This window comes from Pseudomonas fluorescens (genome assembly GCF_000968015.1).
Taxonomy (GTDB): Bacteria; Pseudomonadota; Gammaproteobacteria; order Pseudomonadales; family Pseudomonadaceae; genus Aquipseudomonas; species Aquipseudomonas fluorescens_W.
In genome coordinates this window covers 1-21,601 of record NZ_LACH01000005.1, presented here as the reverse complement: position 1 = coordinate 21,601, position 21,601 = coordinate 1, and the positions used below count along the sequence as shown (strand labels likewise).

Annotated in this window: 20 protein-coding genes; 13 read left to right on the top strand and 7 right to left on the bottom strand. The window is 60.5% G+C overall.

Annotated features, from left to right (window positions below):
- The first annotated feature begins 89 nt into the window (after window positions 1-89).
- The 3 genes from relA (at window position 90) to VD17_RS04075 (ending at window position 3,863) form a co-directional block, all read left to right on the top strand.
- Window positions 90-2,333: a GTP diphosphokinase gene (relA, locus tag VD17_RS04085; protein WP_046052788.1), complete on the top strand. Its 2,244-nt coding sequence runs from the start codon at window positions 90-92 to the stop codon at window positions 2,331-2,333.
- Window positions 2,334-2,458: 125 nt separating this feature from the next.
- Window positions 2,459-3,292 carry a nucleoside triphosphate pyrophosphohydrolase gene (gene mazG / locus VD17_RS04080; protein ID WP_046052787.1) on the top strand — a complete coding sequence of 278 codons (834 nt, stop codon included), beginning with the start codon at window positions 2,459-2,461 and terminating at the stop codon, window positions 3,290-3,292.
- Between the two features lie 28 nt (window positions 3,293-3,320).
- Window positions 3,321-3,863 (top strand): DUF2058 domain-containing protein, encoded by a 543-nt coding sequence (locus VD17_RS04075; RefSeq protein WP_033056870.1) that lies wholly within the window; start codon window positions 3,321-3,323, stop codon window positions 3,861-3,863.
- Between the two features lie 70 nt (window positions 3,864-3,933).
- On the opposite strand, the gene VD17_RS04070 is transcribed toward VD17_RS04075, so the two are convergent.
- The 6 genes from VD17_RS04070 to VD17_RS04045 all read right to left on the bottom strand — a co-directional run bounded on the left by VD17_RS04070 (window position 3,934) and on the right by VD17_RS04045 (window position 11,453).
- Window positions 3,934-4,122, bottom strand: a complete 189-nt coding sequence (locus VD17_RS04070) for a hypothetical protein (protein WP_008148017.1) — start codon at window positions 4,120-4,122, stop codon at window positions 3,934-3,936.
- Window positions 4,123-4,502: 380 nt separating this feature from the next.
- A complete protein-coding gene (gene fabB, locus VD17_RS04065; protein ID WP_046052786.1) occupies window positions 4,503-5,723 on the bottom strand; it encodes a beta-ketoacyl-ACP synthase I in 1,221 nt (406 codons plus the stop codon).
- An 11-nt stretch (window positions 5,724-5,734) separates the two neighbouring features.
- A complete protein-coding gene (gene fabA, locus VD17_RS04060) occupies window positions 5,735-6,250 on the bottom strand; it encodes a 3-hydroxyacyl-[acyl-carrier-protein] dehydratase FabA (protein ID WP_008148022.1) in 516 nt (171 codons plus the stop codon).
- Between the two features lie 247 nt (window positions 6,251-6,497).
- Window positions 6,498-8,399, bottom strand: coding sequence for an ATP-binding protein (locus VD17_RS04055; RefSeq protein WP_046052785.1), 1,902 nt, complete (start codon window positions 8,397-8,399; stop codon window positions 6,498-6,500).
- On the bottom strand, window positions 8,396-9,328 hold the full coding sequence (locus VD17_RS04050; protein ID WP_046052784.1) for an ABC transporter substrate-binding protein: 933 nt from the start codon (window positions 9,326-9,328) through the stop codon (window positions 8,396-8,398). Before VD17_RS04050 ends, VD17_RS04055 begins: the two co-directional genes overlap by 4 nt.
- A 1-nt stretch (window position 9,329) precedes the next feature.
- Window positions 9,330-11,453: a TonB-dependent receptor plug domain-containing protein gene (locus VD17_RS04045; protein WP_046052783.1), complete on the bottom strand. Its 2,124-nt coding sequence runs from the start codon at window positions 11,451-11,453 to the stop codon at window positions 9,330-9,332.
- A gap of 196 nt (window positions 11,454-11,649) precedes the next feature.
- Between VD17_RS04045 and VD17_RS04040 the strand changes: the two genes are divergently transcribed.
- The 10 genes from VD17_RS04040 to VD17_RS03995 all read left to right on the top strand — a co-directional run bounded on the left by VD17_RS04040 (window position 11,650) and on the right by VD17_RS03995 (window position 20,469).
- Window positions 11,650-12,675, top strand: a complete 1,026-nt coding sequence (locus VD17_RS04040) for an NAD(P)H-dependent glycerol-3-phosphate dehydrogenase (protein WP_033056878.1) — start codon at window positions 11,650-11,652, stop codon at window positions 12,673-12,675.
- A gap of 31 nt (window positions 12,676-12,706) precedes the next feature.
- Entirely contained in the window at window positions 12,707-13,054 is a 348-nt protein-coding gene (locus VD17_RS04035; RefSeq protein ID WP_008087808.1) for a DUF4389 domain-containing protein, read from the top strand.
- The gene (sixA, locus tag VD17_RS04030; protein WP_046052782.1) at window positions 13,051-13,503 is read left to right on the top strand and encodes a phosphohistidine phosphatase SixA; all 453 of its coding nucleotides are present in this window, start codon (window positions 13,051-13,053) and stop codon (window positions 13,501-13,503) included. Before VD17_RS04035 ends, sixA begins: the two co-directional genes overlap by 4 nt.
- A 207-nt stretch (window positions 13,504-13,710) precedes the next feature.
- Window positions 13,711-15,378, top strand: coding sequence for an AMP-binding protein (locus tag VD17_RS04025; protein WP_046052781.1), 1,668 nt, complete (start codon window positions 13,711-13,713; stop codon window positions 15,376-15,378).
- Window positions 15,379-15,410: 32 nt separating this feature from the next.
- A complete protein-coding gene (locus VD17_RS04020) occupies window positions 15,411-15,854 on the top strand; it encodes a hotdog fold thioesterase (protein WP_046052780.1) in 444 nt (147 codons plus the stop codon).
- 308 nt (window positions 15,855-16,162) lie between these two features.
- On the top strand, window positions 16,163-16,969 hold the full coding sequence (locus VD17_RS04015) for an alpha/beta fold hydrolase (RefSeq protein WP_046052779.1): 807 nt from the start codon (window positions 16,163-16,165) through the stop codon (window positions 16,967-16,969).
- Complete coding sequence (locus VD17_RS04010; RefSeq protein ID WP_046052778.1) at window positions 16,966-17,820, top strand: alpha/beta hydrolase; 855 nt, start codon at window positions 16,966-16,968, stop codon at window positions 17,818-17,820. Before VD17_RS04015 ends, VD17_RS04010 begins: the two co-directional genes overlap by 4 nt.
- A 50-nt stretch (window positions 17,821-17,870) precedes the next feature.
- Complete coding sequence (locus VD17_RS04005; RefSeq protein ID WP_046052777.1) at window positions 17,871-18,530, top strand: glutathione S-transferase family protein; 660 nt, start codon at window positions 17,871-17,873, stop codon at window positions 18,528-18,530.
- Window positions 18,531-18,538: 8 nt separating this feature from the next.
- Window positions 18,539-19,345 (top strand): DUF4892 domain-containing protein, encoded by an 807-nt coding sequence (locus VD17_RS04000; protein WP_046052776.1) that lies wholly within the window; start codon window positions 18,539-18,541, stop codon window positions 19,343-19,345.
- 68 nt (window positions 19,346-19,413) lie between these two features.
- The gene (locus VD17_RS03995) at window positions 19,414-20,469 is read left to right on the top strand and encodes an AI-2E family transporter (protein ID WP_046052775.1); all 1,056 of its coding nucleotides are present in this window, start codon (window positions 19,414-19,416) and stop codon (window positions 20,467-20,469) included.
- A gap of 140 nt (window positions 20,470-20,609) precedes the next feature.
- On the opposite strand, the gene xopAW is transcribed toward VD17_RS03995, so the two are convergent.
- Window positions 20,610-21,458 carry a XopAW family type III secretion system calcium-binding effector gene (xopAW, locus tag VD17_RS03990; RefSeq protein WP_046052774.1) on the bottom strand — a complete coding sequence of 283 codons (849 nt, stop codon included), beginning with the start codon at window positions 21,456-21,458 and terminating at the stop codon, window positions 20,610-20,612.
- Window positions 21,459-21,601 lie beyond the last annotated feature (143 nt).

The following is a 21,601-nucleotide window of genomic DNA, read 5'->3' as shown; positions in this document are numbered from 1 at the left end:
AGCCGCGTACCGGCCCTGATGTGGGCGCACGGGCAACGAAGGTCAGCGATTTGACGCATTGAATCTGCGTCGTAGGGAAGGTAAGCAAGATGGTACAGGTGAGAGCACACCAGCCGATCAACACCGACGGCAGTATCAATCTCGAGGCTTGGCTCGATCACGCGGTCAGTGTCGATCCGGCACTGGATCGCGAAGCCTTGAAGGAAGCGTGCGAGTTTGCTCGCGCGTCTGAACAACAAGCCAATGCGGCGAAAAACCTGTGGTCCGAAGGGACCTCGAGTTTCCGCACGGGCCTTGAGATCGCCGAGATTCTCGCCGACCTCAAACTCGATCAGGATTCGTTGGTTGCCGCGATCCTGTATCGCGGCGTGCGCGAAGGCCAGATTGAGTTGCCGGCGGTCAGCCAGCGGTTCGGTCCGGTGGTCGCCAAACTCATCGACGGCGTGTTGCGCATGGCGGCGATCAGCGCCAGCCTCAGCCCCCGTCAATCCCTGGTGCTGGGCACGCAGGGCCAGGTCGAAAACCTGCGCAAGATGCTGGTCGCCATGGTCGACGACGTTCGCGTGGCGCTGATCAAACTGGCCGAACGCACCTGTGCGATCCGTGCGGTGAAAACCGCCGATGACGAAAAACGCAACCGCGTCGCCCGTGAAGTCTTCGACATCTACGCGCCTTTGGCTCACCGTCTCGGTATCGGTCACATCAAGTGGGAACTGGAGGACTTGTCCTTCCGTTACCTTGAGCCCGATCAGTACAAGCAGATCGCCAAGTTGCTTCATGAGCGGCGTCTGGATCGCGAGCGCTTTATCGCTGACGTGATGAGCCAACTGAAGAATGAGCTGACCGCGACCGGCGTCGATGCCGACATCAGCGGCCGGGCCAAACACATCTATTCGATCTGGCGCAAAATGCAGCGCAAGGGTCTGGAATTCAGCCAGATCTACGACGTGCGTGCCGTTCGCGTGCTGGTGCCGGAAATGCGCGACTGCTACACCGCGCTCGGTATCGTCCACACCCTGTGGCGGCACATCCCGAAAGAATTCGACGATTACATCGCCAACCCGAAAGAGAACGGCTACCGCTCGCTGCACACCGCAGTGATCGGCCCCGAGGGCAAGGTGCTGGAAGTGCAGATCCGCACCCACGCCATGCACGAAGAAGCCGAGCTGGGCGTTTGTGCGCACTGGCGTTACAAAGGCACTGACGTCAAATCCGGCTCCAACCACTACGAAGAGAAAATCTCCTGGCTGCGTCAGGTCCTCGAGTGGCATGAAGAGCTGGGTGATATTGGTGGCCTGGCTGAACAACTGCGGGTCGATATCGAACCGGACCGGGTGTACATCTTCACCCCGGACGGTCACGCCATCGACTTGCCGAAGGGCGCGACGCCGCTGGACTTCGCCTACCGCGTGCACACCGAAATCGGTCACAACTGCCGTGGTGCGAAGATCAACGGGCGCATCGTGCCGCTCAACTACAGCCTGCAAACCGGTGAACAGGTCGAGATCATCACCAGCAAGCACGGCACCCCGAGCCGCGACTGGCTGAACCCGAACCTGGGTTACATCACCACCTCGCGGGCACGGGCGAAGATCGTTCACTGGTTCAAATTGCAGGCGCGCGATCAGAACGTCGCCGCCGGTAAAACCTTGCTCGAGCGCGAACTCAACCGCCTCGGTCTGCCAGCGGTAGATTTCGACAAACTGGCCGAAAAGGCCAACATGAAAACGGCCGAAGACATGTTCGCTGCGTTGGGCGCGGGCGATTTGCGCCTGGCACAACTGGTGAACCTGGCGCAGCAACTGGTCGAGCCGGAACGCGGCAACGAACAGCTGGAGCTGATTCCACGCAAGGCTACCGGTTACAAACCGGGCAAGCGCGGCGACATCCAGATCCAGGGCGTCGGAAACCTGATGACCCAGATGGCCGGCTGCTGCCAGCCGCTGCCGGGGGATGCGATCGTCGGTTACATCACCGTGGGCCGCGGCGTGAGCATTCACCGTCAGGACTGCGCCTCGGTGCTGCAACTGGGCAGCCGCGAGCCCGAGCGGATCATCCAGGTCAGCTGGGGCCCGGTGCCGGTGCTCACCTATCCGGTGGACATCATCATCCGCGCCTACGACCGGTCCGGCCTGCTGCGTGACGTTTCGCAAGTGCTGCTCAACGAGCGGATCAACGTGCTGGCGGTGAACACCCGCTCGAACAAAGAGGACAACACCGCGTTGATGTCCCTGACCATCGAGATTCCGGGACTGGATGCACTGGGGCGGTTGCTGGGGCGGATTTCCCAGTTGCCGAACATCATCGAAACCCGTCGTAACCGAACCCCTTGATGGTGATCCCCTGTGGGAGCGAGCTTGCTCGCGATGAGGGCCGTTCAGTCAACAGTGATGTTGGATGTGCCGGCCCTATCGCGAGCAAGCTCGCTCCCACATTGGTTTTGAGTAGAGATTGATTGATGTATTCACTTGAAGACTTGCTGCACCTGATGAGCCGTCTGCGCGACCCGCAGTTCGGCTGCCCGTGGGACATCAAGCAAACCTACGAAACCATCGTCCCGCACACCCTTGAGGAAGCCTATGAAGTTGCCGACGCCATCGAGCGCGGTGACTTCGATCACTTGCAGGGTGAGTTGGGGGATTTACTGTTCCAGGTGGTTTATTACAGCCAGCTGGCCCGGGAAGAAGGGCGCTTCGAATTCGCCGGTGTCATCGACAGCATCACTCGCAAGCTGATTCGCCGTCATCCGCACGTGTTTCCTACCGGTGATCTGTACGCACCGCTGGATGTTCCGCGCTTGAGTGAAGATCAGGTCAAGCAGCGCTGGGAAGAGATCAAAGCTGAAGAACGCGCCGAGAAATCTTCCACGCCAACGCAACTGTCCTTGCTCGACGACGTACCCGCAGCACTGCCGGCATTGTCTCGTTCGGCGAAGTTGCAGAAGCGCGCGGGGCAGGTCGGGTTCGACTGGCCTGACGCCTTGCCGGTGCTCGACAAAGTGCGCGAAGAGCTCGATGAAGTGCTCGAAGCCATGGCCGACAATGACTCGGTAGCGATTGCCGATGAAGTCGGTGATCTGTTGTTTTCCGTGGTCAATCTGGCGCGTCATCTCAAGGTCGATCCCGAAACTGCACTGCGTGGCGCCAACAGCAAGTTTGAAAGACGCTTCCGTTTTATCGAACAGGCATTGCGCGACACCCACCGTCCCATAGAAGATTGCACCCTAGAAGAGTTGGACGCCTTGTGGGGCGAAGCCAAACGTCAGGAAAAGAATTTGCCCAGCTGCGGTTGAGCAGTTGCCTAAGTGAGTAATAAGCACCATGAGCATTTCCCTTCGCGACCAGTTGCTCAAAGCAGGGCTGGTCAACCAGAAGCAGGCCAAACAGGTCGGCAAAGAGAAGCAGAAACAGCAGCGGCTGGCCCACAAAGGTCAGATCGAACTTGATGACTCGCAGCAGCGTGCCGCCCAGGAAGCCATGGCCGAGAAGGTCAAGCGCGATCAGGAACTGAACCGTCAGCAACAGGAGAAGGCCGAGGCCAAGGCTCGCGCTGCTCAGGTCAAACAGTTGATCGAAGTCTCGCGTCTGCCGAAGCTGACGACCGAGGACTACTACAACTTCGTTGACGACAAGAAGGTCAAGCGCATCTCCGTCAACACGCTGATGCGCAACAAGCTCAGCAGCGGTTCGCTGGCCATCGTGCACCACGCCGGCGGTTATGAAGTGATCCCGCGTGAGGCGGCTCTGAAGATCCAGGAGCGCGATCCACAGCGTATCGTGCAGCTGAATGTGAAGACCGAAGAAGTCGCTGTCGAAGACGATCCGTACGCGGCTTATCAGATCCCGGACGATCTGATGTGGTAAGCCGTTAAAGACTGCAACAACGACAAACCCCGCTCATGGCGGGGTTTGTCGTTTTCAATGCTGTCATTGCTTATGCGGATTGGAGCGCTCGTTGCTGCTCCAGTTTTTCCAGTTCGGCCTTGTAGCTGTGGGCATCGGTTTCGGAGTGGAACATCCCCACCAGCATGTCTTGTTGGTGCACGTCCCAGATCCGGATACCGGCGGCTACGCCTTCGTGGGACTTATGTGAATCGTCGCGTTCAGTTACTTTTACAGTCATCTGCTAGCTCCAATCTCTGTTATCTGCAGCAAGGCGTGTGCAGGACTCCGTTATATGTTTGGTTAGCCTGCTAAGTAAACGACTGAGTTTGGTAACGGTTTTTTGCGAATTTGGTAAAAGTCCTGCAGCCCTCTAAATACGCGACATTCGGTCGCAGGGCGTTGAGTTTCATGACAAAAGCTTCATGTTTGCCGCGCTTTTTGTGGGAGCGAGCTTGCTCGCGATGGGGCCATTACAGTCAACATTTATGTTGTCTGATTTATCGCAATCGCGAGCAGGCTCACTCCTACAGGTTTTGCGGCGCTCCTCATTTTTCATTCGCACAAAAAAACGCCCCGAACCAGTCGGGGCGTTTTTGTGTGCAGCGAAACGGCGAGGTATTACTTACCTGCCCAGCGCTTCAGTACCAGCGTAGCGTTGGTGCCACCGAAGCCGAAGCTGTTGCTCATCACGGTGTTGATGGTGGCGTCTTCACGAGTCTTGGTCAGGATCGGCATGTCAGCCACTTCCGGGTCCAGTTCGTCGATGTTGGCGGAACCCGCCATGAAGTTGCCTTCCATCATCAGCATGCAGTAGATCGCTTCGTGAACGCCGGCGGCGCCCAGGGAGTGACCCGACAAGCTCTTGGTGGAGCTGATGGCCGGAGCCTTGTCACCGAACAGTTCACGCACACCTTTCATTTCCATGACGTCGCCGACCGGAGTCGAGGTGCCGTGGGTGTTCAGGTAGTCGATCGGAGCGTCAACGGTGGACATGGCCATCTGCATGCAGCGGATGGCGCCTTCGCCGCTTGGGGCGACCATGTCGTAGCCGTCGGAGGTCGCGCCGTAGCCAACGATTTCCGCGTAGATCTTCGCGCCGCGGGCCAGAGCGTGTTCCAGCTCTTCGACCACGACCATGCCGCCACCGCCGGCGATGACGAAACCGTCACGCTTGGCGTCGTAGGCACGGGAAGCTTTTTCCGGGGTTTCGTTGTACTGGCTGGACAGTGCGCCCATGGCGTCGAACAGGAACGATTGGCTCCAATGCTCTTCTTCACCGCCGCCGGCGAACACGATGTCCTGCTTGCCCATCTGGATCTGTTCCATGGCCGTACCGATGCAGTGAGCACTGGTGGCGCAGGCAGAAGCGATGGAGTAGTTCAGGCCCTTGATCTTGAACGGTGTGGCCAGGCAAGCGGAAACGGTGCTGCTCATGGTCCGCGTGACGCGGTATGGGCCGACACGCTTGACGCCTTTCTCGCGCAGGATGTCCAGCGCTTCCATCTGGTTCAGCGTGGAGGCGCCACCGGAACCGGCGATCAGGCCGGTACGCGGGTTGGAGACTTGCTCATCGGTCAGACCGGAGTCGGCGATGGCGTCTTTCATGGCCAGGTAGGCGTAAGCCGCCGCGTGGCCGACGAAGCGAAAGATCTTGCGATCGATCAGCTCTTCGAGGGGAAGGTCAATGGAGCCGGAAACCTGGCTACGCAGACCCATTTCGGCATATTCCGGGTTGAACCGGATGCCAGGGCGGCTTGCACGCAGGTTAGCGGAGACGGTCTCTTTGTCATTGCCCAGGCACGAAACGATGCCCAGACCAGTGATAACGACGCGGCGCATGCGGATAACCCTTAGAAGTTGTCAGTGGAGGTGAAAACGCCGACCCGAAGGCCTTCGGCGGTGTAGATCTCGCGGCCGTCGACGCTGACCGAACCATCGGCGATGGCCAGGTTCAGTTTGCCCTTCAGTACGCGCTTGATCTGAATGTTATAGGTTACTTTCTTGGCGGTCGGCAAAACCTGACCGAAGAATTTCACTTCGCCCGAACCCAGGGCGCGACCGCGGCCCGGCAGACCTTGCCAGCCGAGGAAGAAGCCGACCAGTTGCCACATGGCGTCGAGGCCCAGGCAGCCTGGCATCACCGGATCACCTTCGAAGTGGCAGGCGAAGAACCACAGGTCCGGAGTGATATCCAGCTCGGCGACCAATTCACCTTTGCCGTACTTGCCACCCTCGGCGCTGATATGGGTGATGCGATCCACCATCAACATGTTCGGGGCGGGCAGTTGTGCGTTACCTGGGCCGAACAGCTCACCGCGACTGCAGCGCAGCAGGTCTTCCCGAGTAAAGGCGTTTTGTTGGGTCATGCGAGCTCCTCAATAGTCCCATGCGGCAGGTGGGGCAAATCTTCCCGGCCGATCGAAGCGTTCATGCCTCGAGTCAGCAGCCTACTCATAGACTATTGCGTTGTGGTGAAAGTCACAGCACCAAGGACATGAATGTACACTTGTGCACTGAAATTATTATTCAAGCCCCTTTTCGGGCCTGTTCGGGTGCCTAAGACTGCCGCACTTTCGCCTTTCACGCCAGTCGCAGATAGCCGAAAGGCCTGCACTACTGCACCCAGCGCTGCAAAATTTGCTGCAAATCTGTGCGTTTGAAGGGCTTGGCCAGGTAATCGTTCATTCCCGCCGATAAACAGGCTTCGCGGTCACCCTGCAAGGCGTTGGCGGTCAGCGCGATGATCGGCAAGTCTGTGCAGCCGGGTAATTGGCGAATCTGTCGGGTGGCCTCGTAGCCGTCGATGATCGGTAGCCGGCAGTCCATCAGAATCGCTTCGAAGATCAGACTCTCGGCACTGCGCACTGCCTGCGCGCCATCGGTGACGACGCTGACAGTAAAGCCCAGACTGCGCAACATTGCTTCGATGACCGTCTGATTGACTGGATTGTCTTCCACCAGCAACACGTTGCGCCCTTCGCCATCACCGCTGCCGGTCGGTGTGCGCGGCACCAACACGGGCAGCGTCTGTTTATAAAGCGCCAGCGGAATTTCCAGGGTAAACACCGAGCCGCGACCTTCCTCGCTCTTGGCGCGCAACGTGCCGCCCATGCGTTCAGCCAGCGTGCGAGCAATCGGCAGGCCCAGCCCGGTGCCACCGTAGCGCCTCGAAATAGAACTGTCGGCCTGCTGGAAGGCGTTGAACATCAATTCCAGGCTTTCAGCCGAGATACCAATCCCGCTGTCGCGCACAGTGCAGGTGAACCACAGCAGTTCGTGATCCAGCGACTGCCATTGCGGTTCGATGCTGACGCGGCCCTGTTCGGTGAATTTCAGCGCATTGCCGATCAGGTTGACCAGGATCTGCCGGATCCGCGTCGGGTCGCCCTGCACCTGCAACGCGCGCATGTCGTCCGGAATCGACAGCGCCAGGTCGAGCCCGCGTTGCACGGCGCTGTGGGAGAACGACTGGGCGCAACTGCCGATCAGGTCCGCGAGGTTGAACGGAATGTGCTCCAGCTCCAGTTCCGAACGCTCGATGCGCGAGAAATCGAGAATGTCGTTGATGACTTTGAGCAGGTGTTCGGTGGACTCCGAGGCAAGCGCCGCGTATTCGACCTGCTCCTCGGTCATCTCGGTGGTTTCCAGCAGTTGCAGCATGCCCAGCACGCCATTCATCGGCGTGCGCAGTTCGTGGCTCATCATCGCAAGGAAATCGGATTTGGCGTTGTTGGCCTTTTCCGCTTCCTCGCGAGTCTGAATCAACTGCGCCATCGCTTGATGCTGTTCGCGACTGGCTTGTTCGAGCCCGTTGGCGAGGTTGTTGATGTGTTGCGACAGCGCGCCCAGTTCGGTGTCGTCGACGATCGGCAGCGGCGTTTTGTAATCGCCGTCTTGAATCGCCTTGACCGCGTTGCCGATGTCGCGGATCGGTTGCGACAGGCTGCCGGCCAGTCGCCGGGCGAGCAGAAAAGTGAACAACAGGGCGAACAGTGCCAGGATCCCGGCCTTGAGCAGGATTTCCTGCTGACGCTGGCTGAAGGCGTCATTGGACAGGCCGACGATCACCCGACCCAGATAATCCTCGGTGGGCGCCGTGTTGGCGACGCGGCTGCCTTGCAGGAAATCATTGTGCAGCTGGATTCGTTGCAGCCGCACCGGGGCCTGGAACACTTCGACCTGATGCGAGCGGGTGTGGGTTTCCGACGGTTGCTCGACGTACACCAGAATCCGGTTGGTACTGTCCTGGACTTCCAGAAAGCGCACATTGGGCGTGGCCAGGGTGGCCTTGAGCAAACTGTCGAGCACCTCGTTGTTGCCCGAGATCACCCCGTATTCGGTGGCCGGCGCCAGTTGGTTGGCGATCAGCTGCCCGGTGTGATTGAGCTCCTGACGCAGGTCCTGGATTCGCACGAAGGTGAAGAAGCTGATCAACAGCAACGTCAGCAACAGGGCAGGGCCGAGGCTGATGATTTGTGTGCGGGTGTTGATGTCCCAACGGCGACGGAAGGTCATGGGCGGTTTTCTCCTTCGGCCAACTGTGTTGCGACAGACGCTTCGTTCATCTGTTCAATACCTAATGAACGAGCCACTTGCGGGTTGCTTAAGACTTTGAAGCGTTGCGGGTAGTGCGTGCGTGGCCACGTGGCCGGTGGCCGGTCGAGCAGTTCGTCGAGCATTGCCAGCCAATCGCTCTGATCGCTGTAGGTGCTGGCCAGGCTCCCGGCCCTGACGAACCCGGCGTTAGGGCCGATCAACGCCAATTGCCGTGCATAGCTGCTGAGCAACAGGTTTTTCGCGGTTTTCGGGTTGTACAGATCGGGGTCGTCGAGGCCCAGCAACACGTCGCTGTTCTTCAGCAAGGTCTGCAGCGGCCGGCTGTCGTTCGTGTTATCCCAGCGCTCGGTGACCACCTCAAGACCCAGGGAGTGGGCGGCCTGATGCAGTTCTTTCAAGAGGAATTCGCTGTGGCCGTCGAAGAGCACGCCGACCCGTTTGGCCTGAGGCAGCAGCAGTCGGGTCAGGCGCAATTGTCGGTCCAGGGGCGGATCGCTCCAGAGCAGGCTGAGGTGGGGGGGGCGGGTGGCCCCCAGATGCTGACGGGCTTGCAGGCGGCTGATGCGCAGCACCAGCGTCGCCGGGCCCTGGGTGTCTTGCAGGCGCCAGTCGAGGCTCGGCAGGTCGAGCAGAATCAAACGGGTGTCGGCGGGCAGTTTGCCTGGCGCCGGCAGACTGGTCAGTGGCTGGAAGTGCACGTAATCGGCAGGCCGCAACGTGCTCAGGGCCTGAGTGAAGGATTGCATGCCCGGGCCGTCCTCGGCGCCGGTCAGCAAAATGTCCGCGGCGCGGGCTTCCAGGCTGCTCAGCAGCCCGGCAAACACCAGGCACAACCCGGCCAGCAGGCGGCCAAGGATTGGCGTCTTGCGTGACGGGCGATACCGCATCTTAGAACGCCAGCTCCGCGCTGAAGTAAAGCACCCGGCGCTCGTCGTAGTTGTTGTCGACGAAGGTCGTGGGCTGGCTGTCGAGGCGTTGCTGGAGCACGCCGGCCAGTTCCAGGCTGGCCTTGCCCAGGCCAATGCGTTTGGCGATGCGCGTGTCGACCCGTTCGAAGCGGTAGCCGTTCAGGGCATCGTCACCATAGTAGAAGAGCGCGCTGTTCCAGCCGTGGCCCCAGTTGCGTAGCCAACCGGCGGAACCGCTGTTTCGAGCCGTCTGTTGTGCATCCTGTGGGTTACTCGCCTCGGCATCGACGTAGGCATAGGTCAGGCGTAGGCGATCGGCGCTGCTGATTCTCCAGTCGAGCTGGGTTTCTGCCCCGGAGAAGCGCGCGCGGTTTGAATTGCTGGCGATGTACTGATTGTTGCGCAACGGTTCGCTGATCATCCCGGTGATTTCGTCGTAGAACAGCTTCACATCCACCGCCAGCCCCACTTCGGCAAAGTAGCCGTTGTAGCCCAGCTCCCGGGAGCGCATGTGTTCCTGTTCGAGGTTGCCGGGGCCACGGGTCTTGACGAAATAACGGGCACTGGACTGGCCATAGGCGCTGGGCCGCAGGTTCTTTACCTGATAGCTCCAGTTGACGTTGTTCTCGAACATGTCCGGCGAGCGGATGGCTTCCGAATACACCGCCCGCAGGCCATGGCGCGGGTTGATCAGGTAGTTGACGGCCACCCGGGGGGTGAGCGAACTGCCGATCAATTGCGTGTCTTCGAACATCGCTCCGCCCTGCAGCAACCAATGTTCGGTGGCGCGCCACTCGAGTTGGCCGAACGCACGCCAGGTGGTGTCGTCCAGGGTGCCATTGAAGTAGGTCTCGGAATCTGCCCGGTCGTAACGATAGTTCATGCCGCTGAGCAGCCGCAGACTGTCGGACAGGCTGAGGGTGTCCTGCAATTCAAGGTCGTAGCGCGATTCCCGGGCGCTCTGGTCAATGTCGCCACAGAGGGTTTGCCGGGCGCCGTTTCGCCATTGGTCGAGCACTTGATTGGCCAGTGCGCGTTGGGCCGGGTCACCTGCGGGCGCGCCGGGGCCGGTGTAGCGCTCCATGTTGCGCGCCAGGCGTTCGGTGTAATTCGGGTTGAGCTGCCAGAGTTCGGTCAACTGGGGGCTGAACGAAACCTCGGCATCGCAGGCACGCCAGGTCTGCTGACGATCCCAGTGCTGCGCCGAGCCCTGGATGTAAAGGCTGTGATCGGGATTGATGTCGAGGTTCCAGCGCAGCGAGCCGGCGTAGTCCTTGGCGATGACGTCAGAATTGTTCCCCGCAGCGGTAATCCCCGAGAAGACCGGGCGGTAGGTATACGGACGCTGATTGGTCCCGTCCTTGGCATTCAATTGCCAGTCGATACTCTGGTTTTCAGTGAGCGTCTGGCTGACAGCGAGGTTGAAGCGGTTCAAGCGGCGGCTGTCACGGTAGTCGGCGCCATTGCGGTCCGAGTCGAAGCCGTCGTCTTGCTGGCCGGACAGTGACAGGCGCAGGTCGCCGCCGTCCCAGCCCACGCCCTGGCTGGCGTAAAAGTCGTCGATGCCGCGCTGCCCACGGGTGACTTTCATTCGCGTGCCGTGGCTGTCGGCCGGGTTACGCGTGATGATGTTGACCACCGCCATCAGCGCATTGGCGCCATAGCTGACGGTGTTGGGGCCGCGAAAAACTTCGATGCGCTCGATGTCTTCCAGGGCGACGGGAATGTCACTCCAGTCCACGGTGGCCAGGCCTGCGCGGTACACCGAACGGCCGTCGATCAACACCTGCAGGCGTCGCGCTTCGGTCGCATTGGTGCCGTGATAGTTCACCGCCGCCTGGTTGCCGTTGATGTTGCCGACCATCATTCCCGGCACCAGTCGCAGCAACTCACTGATGTCCCGGGCGCCACTGGCGTTGATCAGTTCGCTGTCGATCACCGTCATGCTTCCCGGTACCGCGGCCGGCGACTGCTTGAGCCGCGTCGCGGTCAATACTTGCGGCAGCGCCTCGCTGTCGAGGAACAAGTCGTCGGCAAGCAAAGGCGAGCTGAAAATCAGCGCCAGTACCAGCGGCGAGCGAGGTGATGGAGAGCCAAACGACACAACACATCCTTGATAGCGAACAATTGGCGCGCATGTTAACCGAGCGCAATGACTTTTCCAGTCACGTTGTGGGCATTTTCCTCGGTTTTCTTGGTCTTCTTCCTACAAGTGTCGGTAATTGATGCGGGGGCTGGCCGCCACTGGGCCGCTCCGTATAATGCCGACATCGCCACTGGTATGGATTAACGGATTGCATATGACTGAACAGCGCCCAATTGCGGTCCTGGGAGGCGGAAGTTTTGGTACCGCCGTGGCTAACCTGCTGGCCGAGAACGGGCACCAGGTCCGGCTGTGGATGCGTGACCCCGAGCAGGCAGAGGCCATTCGGGTCAATCGCGAGAACCCGCGTTACCTCAAAGGCATCAAGATTCTGCCGGCCGTGGAAGCGGTCACCGACCTGCTGGCCACTCTGCAAGCCTGCGACCTGTGCTTCGTCGCACTGCCGTCCAGCGCGCTGCGCTCGGTATTGATGCCGCACGCCGAACGTTTGACCGGCAAATTGTTGGTGAGCCTGACCAAAGGCATCGAAGCCCACACCTTCAAACTGATGAGCGAAATCCTTGAAGAGATCGCCCCGCAAGCGCGTATCGGCGTGCTGTCCGGGCCGAACCTGGCCCGTGAAATCGCCGAACACGCGCTGACCGCCACGGTGGTCGCCAGCGAAGACGAAGAGCTCTGCCAGCGGGTTCAAGAAGCGCTGCATGGCCGGACCTTTCGCGTGTACGCCAGCGCCGACCGCTTCGGCGTGGAGTTGGGCGGCGCACTGAAAAACGTCTACGCAATCATCGCCGGCATGGCGGTGGCGCTGGGCATGGGCGAAAACACCAAGAGCATGCTGATCACCCGGGCGCTGGCGGAAATGACCCGCTTTGCGGTGAATCAGGGCGCCAACCCGATGACCTTCCTCGGTTTGGCGGGCGTTGGCGATTTGATCGTCACCTGCTCGTCGCCGAAAAGCCGTAACTACCAGGTCGGGTTCGCCCTCGGCCAGGGCTTGAGCCTGGAAGATGCCGTGACGCGCCTGGGCGAAGTCGCTGAAGGCGTGAACACCCTCAAGGTGCTCAAGACCAAGGCCCAGGAGGTTGGCGTGTACATGCCGCTGGTCGCCGGACTGCATGCCATCCTGTTCGAAGGGCGCACGCTGGAGCAGGTGATCGGTCTATTGATGCGTGCCGAGCCGAAAACCGACGTCGACTTTATTTCCACCAGCGGTTTCAACTGAGCACTCAATTGACAGGGGCAGGGAGCGAGACATGAACGATCCGAAAACAGAAGCCAAGTACGAATCCATCCTGCTGCGCGTGTTGTGGATGATCGTCTACGTGTTGGTCTGGCAAGTGGCGCAATTCATCCTTGGCGCCGTTGTGTTGGTTCAACTGATCTATCGTTTGATCTATGGCGCCCCGAGCGCCAGCCTGATGAACTTCGGCGACAGCCTGAGCCAGTTCCTGGCGCAGATCGGTCGTTTCGGCAGTTTCCACAGCGACCAGAAGCCCTGGCCGTTCGCCGACTGGCCGACGCCGCGTACACCGGAAGGTGAAGCGCCGCACGCTGTGGCGCCGGCCCCGCATCCGGTACGAGATGAGGAACCGAAACTATGAAACTCTGGGTATTACGTCATGGTGAAGCCGAGCCTTACGGCTCCTGTTCCGACTCGGAGCGGGCACTCACTCCCCACGGTTGCGAAGAAGTGCTGCGCAGCGCTGCCGAACTGATCGGTCAGCCGATTACGGCCATCTATGCCAGCCCCTACCAACGAGCGCAGCAGACTGCGCAGCTGGTGCGTGAAGCGCTGGGATTTCAACCGGATATTCGCACCGTCGAATGGTTGACCCCTGGCTACAGCCCGCAAGTAGTGGCGGAGCAATTGGTGTCGGTGGATTACGCGTTGCTGGTCAGCCATAACCCGCTGGTGGGCAACCTGCTGGGTTACCTGCAAAACGGCCATGTGCAGGACCCGGAAAAGGTGGGAACCGCGGGTCTTGCGGAGCTGGAGGGCGATTTGCCGCTGGCCGGAGCAATGAAGCTCGTCAGCATCAAGCAACCGTAGTGTCTGTTGGAGCCGGGCTGTTGTGGGAGCGTGGCTTGCCCGCGATGGCATCGGCTCGGTCTGACTGATAAACCGCGGCGCCTGCATCGCGGGCAAGCCACGCTCCCACAGGTTCGGTGGCGAACCGTTTTTTGTGTGAAATAGTCAACCGAGCAACTGCTTGGTTGACTACGCTTGCTCCAGACCAAAAATAAAGGAGCGAGTCGCATGCCTGCTGCTTTTCGTTTGCCCCTGGACGTCTTCTACGAGCGTGAGGCCCGTCATCCGCGCCAGCGCTTTCTGGTCCAACCCGTGGGCGGCGGGCAAGTCGAGACCTTGACTTGGGAAGACGTCGGTCATCAGGCGCGTTGCGCCGCGCATTGGCTGCGCGCACGCGAACTGCCTCAAGGCAGCCACATCGCCCTGATCTCGAAAAACTGCGCGCACTGGATCATCGCCGACCTGGCGATCTGGATGGCCGGCCATGTGTCGGTGCCGCTCTATCCGAACCTCACCGCCGAGACCGTGGCCCAGGTCCTTGAACATTCCGAAGCGGCGCTGGTGTTCATCGGCAAACTCGATGACTGGCCTGGAATGTCTCGCGGGGTCATCCCTGATCTGCCAACGATCAGCCTGCCGTTACATCCGCCTGGTACTTTCGATTTCAGCTGGGACGACCTGCAAAAGAGCTCACCGATCCAGGACGATCCCAAGCCTTCCGCCGACCAGTTGGCGACCATCATTTACACCTCCGGCACCACCGGCATGCCCAAAGGCGTGATGCACAGTTTCGCCAATCTGGGGTTTGCCACCACTCGCGGCACGCAGTTGTTTGGCTTGAATGAGTCGGATCGGCTGCTGTCCTACCTGCCCCTATGCCATGTCGCCGAGCGGATGTTCGTTGAGCTGGCGTCGATCTACACCGGGCAAACGGTGTTTTTTGCCGAGAGCCTCGACACCTTCCTGACCGATTTGCGCCGTGCACGTCCGACCGCGCTGTTCGGCGTGCCGAGGATCTGGACCAAATTCCAGATGGGCGTGTACAGCAAGATCCCGGCAAAGCGCCTCGACTTCCTGCTCAGCCTGCCGATCATCGGCAAGCGGGTCGGCCACAAAGTCCTGGCCGGGCTCGGGCTGGACGCCTTGCGCATCGCCTTGTCCGGCGCCGCGCCAGTGCCGCAGACCTTGCTGCTGTGGTACCGCAAACTGGGCCTGGATGTGTTGGAGGTCTACGGCATGACCGAAAGCTGCGGCTACTCGCACGTTGGCCTGCCGGGCCAGAACAAACCTGGCTGGATCGGCAAGCCATGCCCTGAGGTCGAGGTGCGGATCGCTGAGTCGGGCGAAGTGATGGTGCGCAGCGGTGCGACCATGCTCGGGTATTTCAAGGAGCCTGAGAAAACCGCCGAAACCATCACCGAGGACGGCTTCCTGCGCACCGGCGACAAGGGCGAGCAAGACGCCGAAGGCAACCTGCGCCTGACCGGGCGACTGAAGGAAATATTCAAGACCAGCAAAGGCAAATACGTGGCCCCGGCACCGATCGAGAATCGCCTGGCGGAGCATTCGCGCATCGAGCAGGTGTGCGTGGTGGGCGATGGCCTGAGTGCGCCGTTGGGGTTGTGCGTGCTCTCGGCGGTCGGTCAGCAGGACGCCAGCGGAACGGCGCGGGCGGGCCTGCATTCAAGCCTGGAAAAACTGTTGGATGAGGTTAACGGCGTCCTCGACAAACACGAACGCTTGCGTCGATTGGTGGTGGTCAAGGACAGCTGGGCGGTGGAAAACGGCTTCCTGACGCCGACCCTGAAGATCAAGCGCAACGTGATCGAAGCCGCCTACGGTGCCCGTTTCGAAGAATGGAGCGAGCGCAGCGAAGCGGTGCTGTGGCAGGATTGAGTCACGAATAAAACCAACAAAGGATGTCAGCAATGAGCTTGTGGCGTACCAATCCCAACATTGAGCAGCTGAACGCAATCCAGAAAAACACCATTGGCGAAGTGCTGGATATTCGCTTCGAAGCCTTCGACGACGAGTCCCTGACTGCGAGCATGGTCATCGACCATCGCACTCACCAGCCTTACGGACTGCTGCACGGCGGCGCCTCGGTGGTCCTGGCTGAAACCGTGGGCTCGATGGCCAGTTACCTGTGCATCGACGCCAGCAAGTTTTACTGCGTGGGCCTGGAAATCAACGCCAACCATTTGCGCGGCTTGCGCAGCGGGCGGGTCACGGCGGTGGCCAAGCCAATTCACATTGGCCGCACGACGCATGTCTGGGATATCCGTTTGACCAGCGATGAGGGGAAGGCCAGTTGTGTGTCGCGCTTGACCATGGCGGTAGTGCCATTGGGTGAGAATCCGCCTGCCCGCTGAGGGTGTGTTTCTTCAATTAGATCCACCCCTCACCCTAACCCTCTCCCCACGGGGGCGAGGGGATTGACCGAGGTGTTCTTTCGAGCTACATCGACCTGAAAGTCCGAGCCGAACTCCGGTCTGGAAAAGCCCCCGATCTGCTCCCTTTCCCCCTCTCCCCCGTGGGGAGAGGGCTGGGGTGAGGGGTGGATTCATCTTACACACCATTCCCTTGACCAGACTGTCATCATTCCTGGCACTTACGGTCATTGCTGTAGGACGCCGTCTTACGGACAATCAACCCTTGTTTTCGTTGATGGATCACCGGTATGTCGCAACAGATATTTTTCGCCCACGCCAATGGTTTCCCCTCGGGCACCTACGGCAAGTTGTTCGCGGCGCTGGCGCCCGAGTATCAGGTGACGCATCTGCAGCAGCACGCCCACGACCCGCGTTTTCCGGCGGACGACAATTGGTACAACCTGGTCGACGAGCTGATTCATCACCTCAAGCAGCAACCGGAACCGGTGTGGGGCGTCGGCCATTCCTTCGGTGGCGTGCTGCACCTGCACGCAGCGTTGCGGTGCCCTGAGCTCTATCGCGGCGTGGTGATGCTCGACTCGCCGGTGCTGACCCGCGCTGATCAATGGGTGATCCGTGCCGCCAAACGCTTCGGTTTCATCGATCGCCTGACCCCGGCTGGCCGTACGTTGGGACGTCGGGAAGAGTTCACCGATCTGGAAGCGGCCCGACTCTATTTCGCAGGTAAAACCCTGTTTCGCAGTTTCGACCCGGAATGCTTCGACGCTTACCTGCAACACGGCTTGCACAAGGTGGGCGACAGGCTGCGCCTGCGCTTCGACCCGGCCACGGAAATCAGTATCTACCGTGGCGTGCCGCACACCAGTCCCGGCCGCACACGGCAACTGAAAGTGCCGCTGGCGGTGGTCAGGGGGCACAAGAGCCGGGTGGTGATGCGTCATCACGCAAGCCTCGTGGGGCGCTTGCCGCTGGGCGAGTCCCTGACCATGCCTGGCGGCCACATGTTTCCCCTCGAACGTCCCCAGGACACGGCCACGCTGCTGAAGAACCTGCTCAGCCGTTGGGACGGTCGCCGCCAACAGGATTGCGCATGAGCAACGTCGTTGAAGAAGTTCGCCTGAGCCTGCCGCATATCGAGTTGGCAGCGCACTTGTTCGGCCCCGAAGACGGCATGCCGGTGATCGCCCTGCACGGCTGGCTGGACAACGCCAACAGCTTCGCCCGGCTGGCGCCGAAGCTCAAAGGCTTGCGCATTATCGCGCTGGACATGGCCGGTCACGGTCATTCCGGGCATCGGCCGACCGGTGCCGGTTACGCGCTGTGGGACTACGCCCATGACGTGCTGCAAGTGGCCGAGCAATTGGGCTGGAAGCGCTTTGGCCTGCTGGGGCATTCCATGGGCGCGATCGTTTCGCTGGTGCTGGCCGGTTCGTTACCGGAACGCGTGACCCACCTGGCGTTGATCGACGGCATCATTCCTCCTACAGACAAAGGCGAAAACGCTGCCGAACGGATGGGCATGGCCCTGCAAGCGCAGCTGGATTTGCGGGAGAAGCGCAAACCGGTCTACAACACCCTCGACCGGGCTATCGAGGCACGCATGAAAGGCTTGGTCGCTGTCAGTCGCGAAGCCGCAGAACTACTCGCCCAACGTGGATTGATGCCGGTGCCGGGCGGTTATACCTGGCGCACCGATAACCGCCTGACCTTACCGTCGCCGCTGCGTCTGACCTCCGAACAGGCGATGGCCTTCGTCCATCGAGTCAGTTGTCCTGCAAAACTGGTGGTGGCTGCCGACGGCATGCTCGCCAAACATCCCGAGTTGCTGGAGCGTCTACCCTTTAGCCGTGAACAGCTGCCTGGCGGCCATCATTTACACCTGAATGACGAACCCGGCGCCGACCTTGTCGCAGACTGTTTCAATCGGTTCTTCGCCGTTCCTTGACTTGCGCCTGGCAACTGTCGAGGCTGGGCGGGTTGAAATGGGAGACAACCATGATAGATCTCTACACCGCTGCGACCCCGAATGGCCACAAGGTCTCTATCGTGCTCGAGGAACTCGGCCTGCCCTACACGGTGCACGCCTTGAGTTTCGACAAAAAGGAACAGAAGTCCGAGGGCTTCCTCAAGATCAATCCCAATGGCCGGATTCCGGCAATTGTCGACCGCGCCAACGGCGATTTCGCCGTGTTTGAATCCGGCGCGATCCTGATTTACCTGGCTGAACTGAGCGGCAAACTGCTGCCAAAAGACCCCAAGGGGCGTTCAGTGGTCCTGCAATGGCTGATGTTCCAGATGGGGGGGATCGGCCCGATGCAGGGTCAGGCCAACGTGTTTTTCCGTTATTTCCCGGAGAAGCTCCAGGGCGCCATCGATCGCTATCAACATGAAACCCGCCGCCTCTATGAAGTGCTCGACACGCGCCTGCAAGCCGTGGAGTTTCTGGCCGGTGAGTACAGCATTGCCGACATCGCCACTTTTCCGTGGGTCCGTGGCCATGAGTGGTCGGGTGTCGAGGTCGACGGTTTGTCGGCCTTGCAGCGCTGGATGGCAACCATGGAGGCGCGTCCGGCGGTACAGCGTGGTTTGCTGGTGCCTGAGCGCATCGATGACGCCAGTATCATCAAGGGCGCCCAGGCCATGCTGATCCGATGAGTCTATCCATGCGTTCACTCAGTCTGCTGGCGCTGTGTTGTTTCAGTCCCCTGTTGTTTGCCGCCGATATCCCGGGCAGTCAGGACTTGCCGATCGTGCCGCGTATGGCCGATGCGCAGATCGTCGACTATCGTCCGGTCGCCGAACTTGAGCGGATCTATCCACTGGGCTCTATCCGCAAAATCAGCGGCCAGTTGCGCTTTGACGGCCAGGTCGCTGCCCGAGGGCAAACCACGTCGGTGACCTACGAGTTGCCACCGGAGCATTCCTCCACCGAGGCCTTCACCGCCGCTCGTGAAGCCTTGCAGAAGCAGGATGCCCAGTTGCTGTTCTGGTGCCAGGCCCGTGATTGCGGCGAAAGCAGCCTGTGGGCCAATGATGTCTTCGGCAATGCCAAGCTTTATGGCGCTGATGATCAGCAAGCGTTTTTGCTGTTGCGCCTGGCGGCCCCACAGGACAACACGCTGGTGGCGCTTTACAGCATCACGCGCGGCAATCGCAAAGCGTATCTGCACGTCGAACAGTTTGACGCCGCCGCGCCGCTGGGTGATTTGCTGCCGACTTCTGCAACCTTGCTTCGAGAGCTCAAAAGCACAGGTGAGCTCGATTTTCCAAAATTGACCGGCGATCCTGACGATGCCTGGCTACGCCTGATCTCTCGTGGGCTGAATCTGGACACCACGTTGCGGGTCAGCGTTTCCGGGCCGAAGGCCGAAGCCTGGCGTCAGGCACTGATCGGGCAGGGTGTGCGTACCGCCAGGATGGAAGCCGGCAGCGTCGACGGCGCTGGCTTGCACATCGAACTGTTGCGGTAAGCTTATCAGGTGAACGTGCATGTCGCGTTCGCCTACTCCTTTGCGAACTGACTTTTTTCGAGATTTAGATGATCAATAACGATCGGCTGTTGGTGCAGATCCTGCTCCTGGTGCTGTTTGGCGCGAGCTTCTGGGTGATGGCGCCGTTCTGGTCGGCGCTGTTCTGGGGCGCGGTGCTGGCGTTTGCCAGTTGGCCGCTGATGCGTTTGCTGACGCGTTTGCTCAATGGGCGCGAATCTCTGGCGGCCGCCGTGCTGACGCTGGGCTGGATGTTGCTGGTGGCGTTGCCGTTGGTCTGGCTGGGGTTCAACCTCGCGGACCATGTGCGCGATGCCACGGCGTTCATCAAGGATGTGCAGGTCGACGGGCTGCCGGAAGCGCCAATCTGGCTGGGCAGCATTCCCCTGGTGGGCGAGCGGCTGGTGGGGGTCTGGAACAGCATCGATCAGCAGGGCGCGGCGCTGATGCTGGCGGTCAAACCTTACCTGGGCCAGGTCGGCAATTGGCTGCTGGCGCGCAGTGCGCAAATTGGCGGCGGGATTCTCGAGCTGACGTTGAGTATCGTCTTCGTATTCTTTTTCTACCGTGACGGGCCGCGTCTGGCGGCGTTTGTTCACGGGTTGCTGGAACGTCTGATTGGTGACCGTGCCGGGTATTACATTGAATTGGTGGCAGGCACGGTGCAGCGGGTGGTGAACGGCGTGATCGGGACGGCGGCGGCCCAGGCGGTTCTGGCGTTGATCGGGTTTTTGATTGCCGGGGTGCCCGGTGCGCTGGTGCTGGGGATCGTCACGTTTTTGCTGAGCCTGATTCCGATGGGGCCGCCGCTGGTGTGGATTCCGGCCACGGCCTGGCTGGCCTGGAAAGGCGAGTATGGGATGGCGGTGTTTCTCGGCATTTGGGGGATGTTCATCATCAGTGGCGTCGACAACGTGCTCAAACCGTACCTGATCAGCCGGGGCGGGAATTTGCCGTTGGTGATTGTGCTGCTCGGGGTGTTTGGCGGGTTGATTGCCTTCGGGTTTATTGGCTTGTTCATCGGCCCGACGTTGTTGGCGGTGGCCTACAGCCTGCTGAACGACTGGAGCAAGAGTCAGGCTCGGGTTGAGGATCGCCGGCCCTGAGATTTTTGTTGGAGCTTAGGGCCTCTTCGTCGGAACGCCGCCCGGAGCAGGCTCGCTCCCACAGGGTTAAGTGGTGTTCACACATTATGTGTTTCACCCCGGTCCAATGTGGGAGCGAGCCTGCTCGCGAAGCTTTTGACTTATGTGGCCTCGTTCAGGTATTTGCCCACGGTCGCCACGTTGTCGAGCGAGTACTGCTTGCTCAGGTTGGCGATCATTTTGTTCAGGGCTTCGGTCACTTTCGACTGATCGGTGGAGCTGTCGGTGTTTCGCTCGCGGCCGGCTTGCAACGCCGCGTTCAACTCGTCGCTGCTGACGCCGCCACTGCTGTCGCTATCCAGCACTTTGAGCAACGCAGCGCTGGTGTCGGTGCTGGTCGAAGAAGTGCTGCTGGTCTGCAACGCGCTGGTCAGTTCGGTGGCACTGACACTGCCGTCGCTGTCCGCATCGAGCTGGCTGAACAGTTCTTCGCTGGACATTTGTTGAGGTGGCGGCGGAGGCGGGGCGAGGCTCGCGGCGAGTTCGTCCTGGCTGACGGAGCCGTCTTCGTTCTTGTCCAGGGCCGAGAAGATTTCTGTGCTGTCGGCGCTGCTGCCGGCGCTGGCCAGGCCGTTGCTCAGTTCATCGCTGCTGATGGCGCCGTCACCGTCGGCGTCCAGGGCGCTGATCAGCGCGTCAGCCAGTTCGGTGTTCGGTGCCTGGTCCCGTGGCGGTGGCGGCGGTGGGGCCATCGCGGCCATCTCTTCACCGCTCAGACTGCCGCTGTCGTCGCTGTCCAGGTCAGCGAAGTTCTTGCTCAGGCTGACCAGTAGACCGTCGTCGGTTTTCTGCGACAGGGCGCTCTTGAGTTCATCCTGATCCACCGCGCCGTCGCTGTTGCTGTCGAGTTTAGCGAGCAGCTCTTTCTGAAACTGCTGACTGCGGGCGGTGCTGGTCGTGGTGCTGCTGGTGCTGGTATAGCTCATGTAACTGCTGACGCTACCAATCATTGCGCTCACTCCTTGGAATGGAAGCCGGTGGGTGCACCGGCTTATGCAGCCTCAAGGGGCAAGTTGTCGTGGGTATGTGAGGTTTGTACCGATGGGCACACACACTCATCGCGGCGGGATCATGTAATTGGATGGACTCGCCC

What these genes read in the sequence shown, in the direction of transcription:
- VD17_RS04010 (WP_046052778.1), top strand. Translation starts at nt 16,966, where the DNA reads ATGAGCAACGTCGTTGAAGAAGTTCGCCTGAGCCTGCCGCATATCGAG.
- VD17_RS04015 (WP_046052779.1), top strand. Translation starts at nt 16,163, where the DNA reads ATGTCGCAACAGATATTTTTCGCCCACGCCAATGGTTTCCCCTCGGGC.
- VD17_RS04000 (WP_046052776.1), top strand. Translation starts at nt 18,539, where the DNA reads ATGCGTTCACTCAGTCTGCTGGCGCTGTGTTGTTTCAGTCCCCTGTTG.
- VD17_RS04040 (WP_033056878.1), top strand. Translation starts at nt 11,650, where the DNA reads ATGACTGAACAGCGCCCAATTGCGGTCCTGGGAGGCGGAAGTTTTGGT.
- VD17_RS04005 (WP_046052777.1), top strand. Translation starts at nt 17,871, where the DNA reads ATGATAGATCTCTACACCGCTGCGACCCCGAATGGCCACAAGGTCTCT.
- VD17_RS03995 (WP_046052775.1), top strand. Translation starts at nt 19,414, where the DNA reads ATGATCAATAACGATCGGCTGTTGGTGCAGATCCTGCTCCTGGTGCTG.
- VD17_RS04025 (WP_046052781.1), top strand. Translation starts at nt 13,711, where the DNA reads ATGCCTGCTGCTTTTCGTTTGCCCCTGGACGTCTTCTACGAGCGTGAG.
- mazG (WP_046052787.1), top strand. Translation starts at nt 2,459, where the DNA reads ATGTATTCACTTGAAGACTTGCTGCACCTGATGAGCCGTCTGCGCGAC.
- VD17_RS04050 (WP_046052784.1), bottom strand. Translation starts at nt 9,328, where the DNA reads ATGCGGTATCGCCCGTCACGCAAGACGCCAATCCTTGGCCGCCTGCTG.
- sixA (WP_046052782.1), top strand. Translation starts at nt 13,051, where the DNA reads ATGAAACTCTGGGTATTACGTCATGGTGAAGCCGAGCCTTACGGCTCC.
- VD17_RS04075 (WP_033056870.1), top strand. Translation starts at nt 3,321, where the DNA reads ATGAGCATTTCCCTTCGCGACCAGTTGCTCAAAGCAGGGCTGGTCAAC.
- relA (WP_046052788.1), top strand. Translation starts at nt 90, where the DNA reads ATGGTACAGGTGAGAGCACACCAGCCGATCAACACCGACGGCAGTATC.
- fabA (WP_008148022.1), bottom strand. Translation starts at nt 6,250, where the DNA reads ATGACCCAACAAAACGCCTTTACTCGGGAAGACCTGCTGCGCTGCAGT.
- VD17_RS04055 (WP_046052785.1), bottom strand. Translation starts at nt 8,399, where the DNA reads ATGACCTTCCGTCGCCGTTGGGACATCAACACCCGCACACAAATCATC.
- VD17_RS04035 (WP_008087808.1), top strand. Translation starts at nt 12,707, where the DNA reads ATGAACGATCCGAAAACAGAAGCCAAGTACGAATCCATCCTGCTGCGC.
- xopAW (WP_046052774.1), bottom strand. Translation starts at nt 21,458, where the DNA reads ATGATTGGTAGCGTCAGCAGTTACATGAGCTATACCAGCACCAGCAGC.
- VD17_RS04020 (WP_046052780.1), top strand. Translation starts at nt 15,411, where the DNA reads ATGAGCTTGTGGCGTACCAATCCCAACATTGAGCAGCTGAACGCAATC.
- fabB (WP_046052786.1), bottom strand. Translation starts at nt 5,723, where the DNA reads ATGCGCCGCGTCGTTATCACTGGTCTGGGCATCGTTTCGTGCCTGGGC.
- VD17_RS04070 (WP_008148017.1), bottom strand. Translation starts at nt 4,122, where the DNA reads ATGACTGTAAAAGTAACTGAACGCGACGATTCACATAAGTCCCACGAA.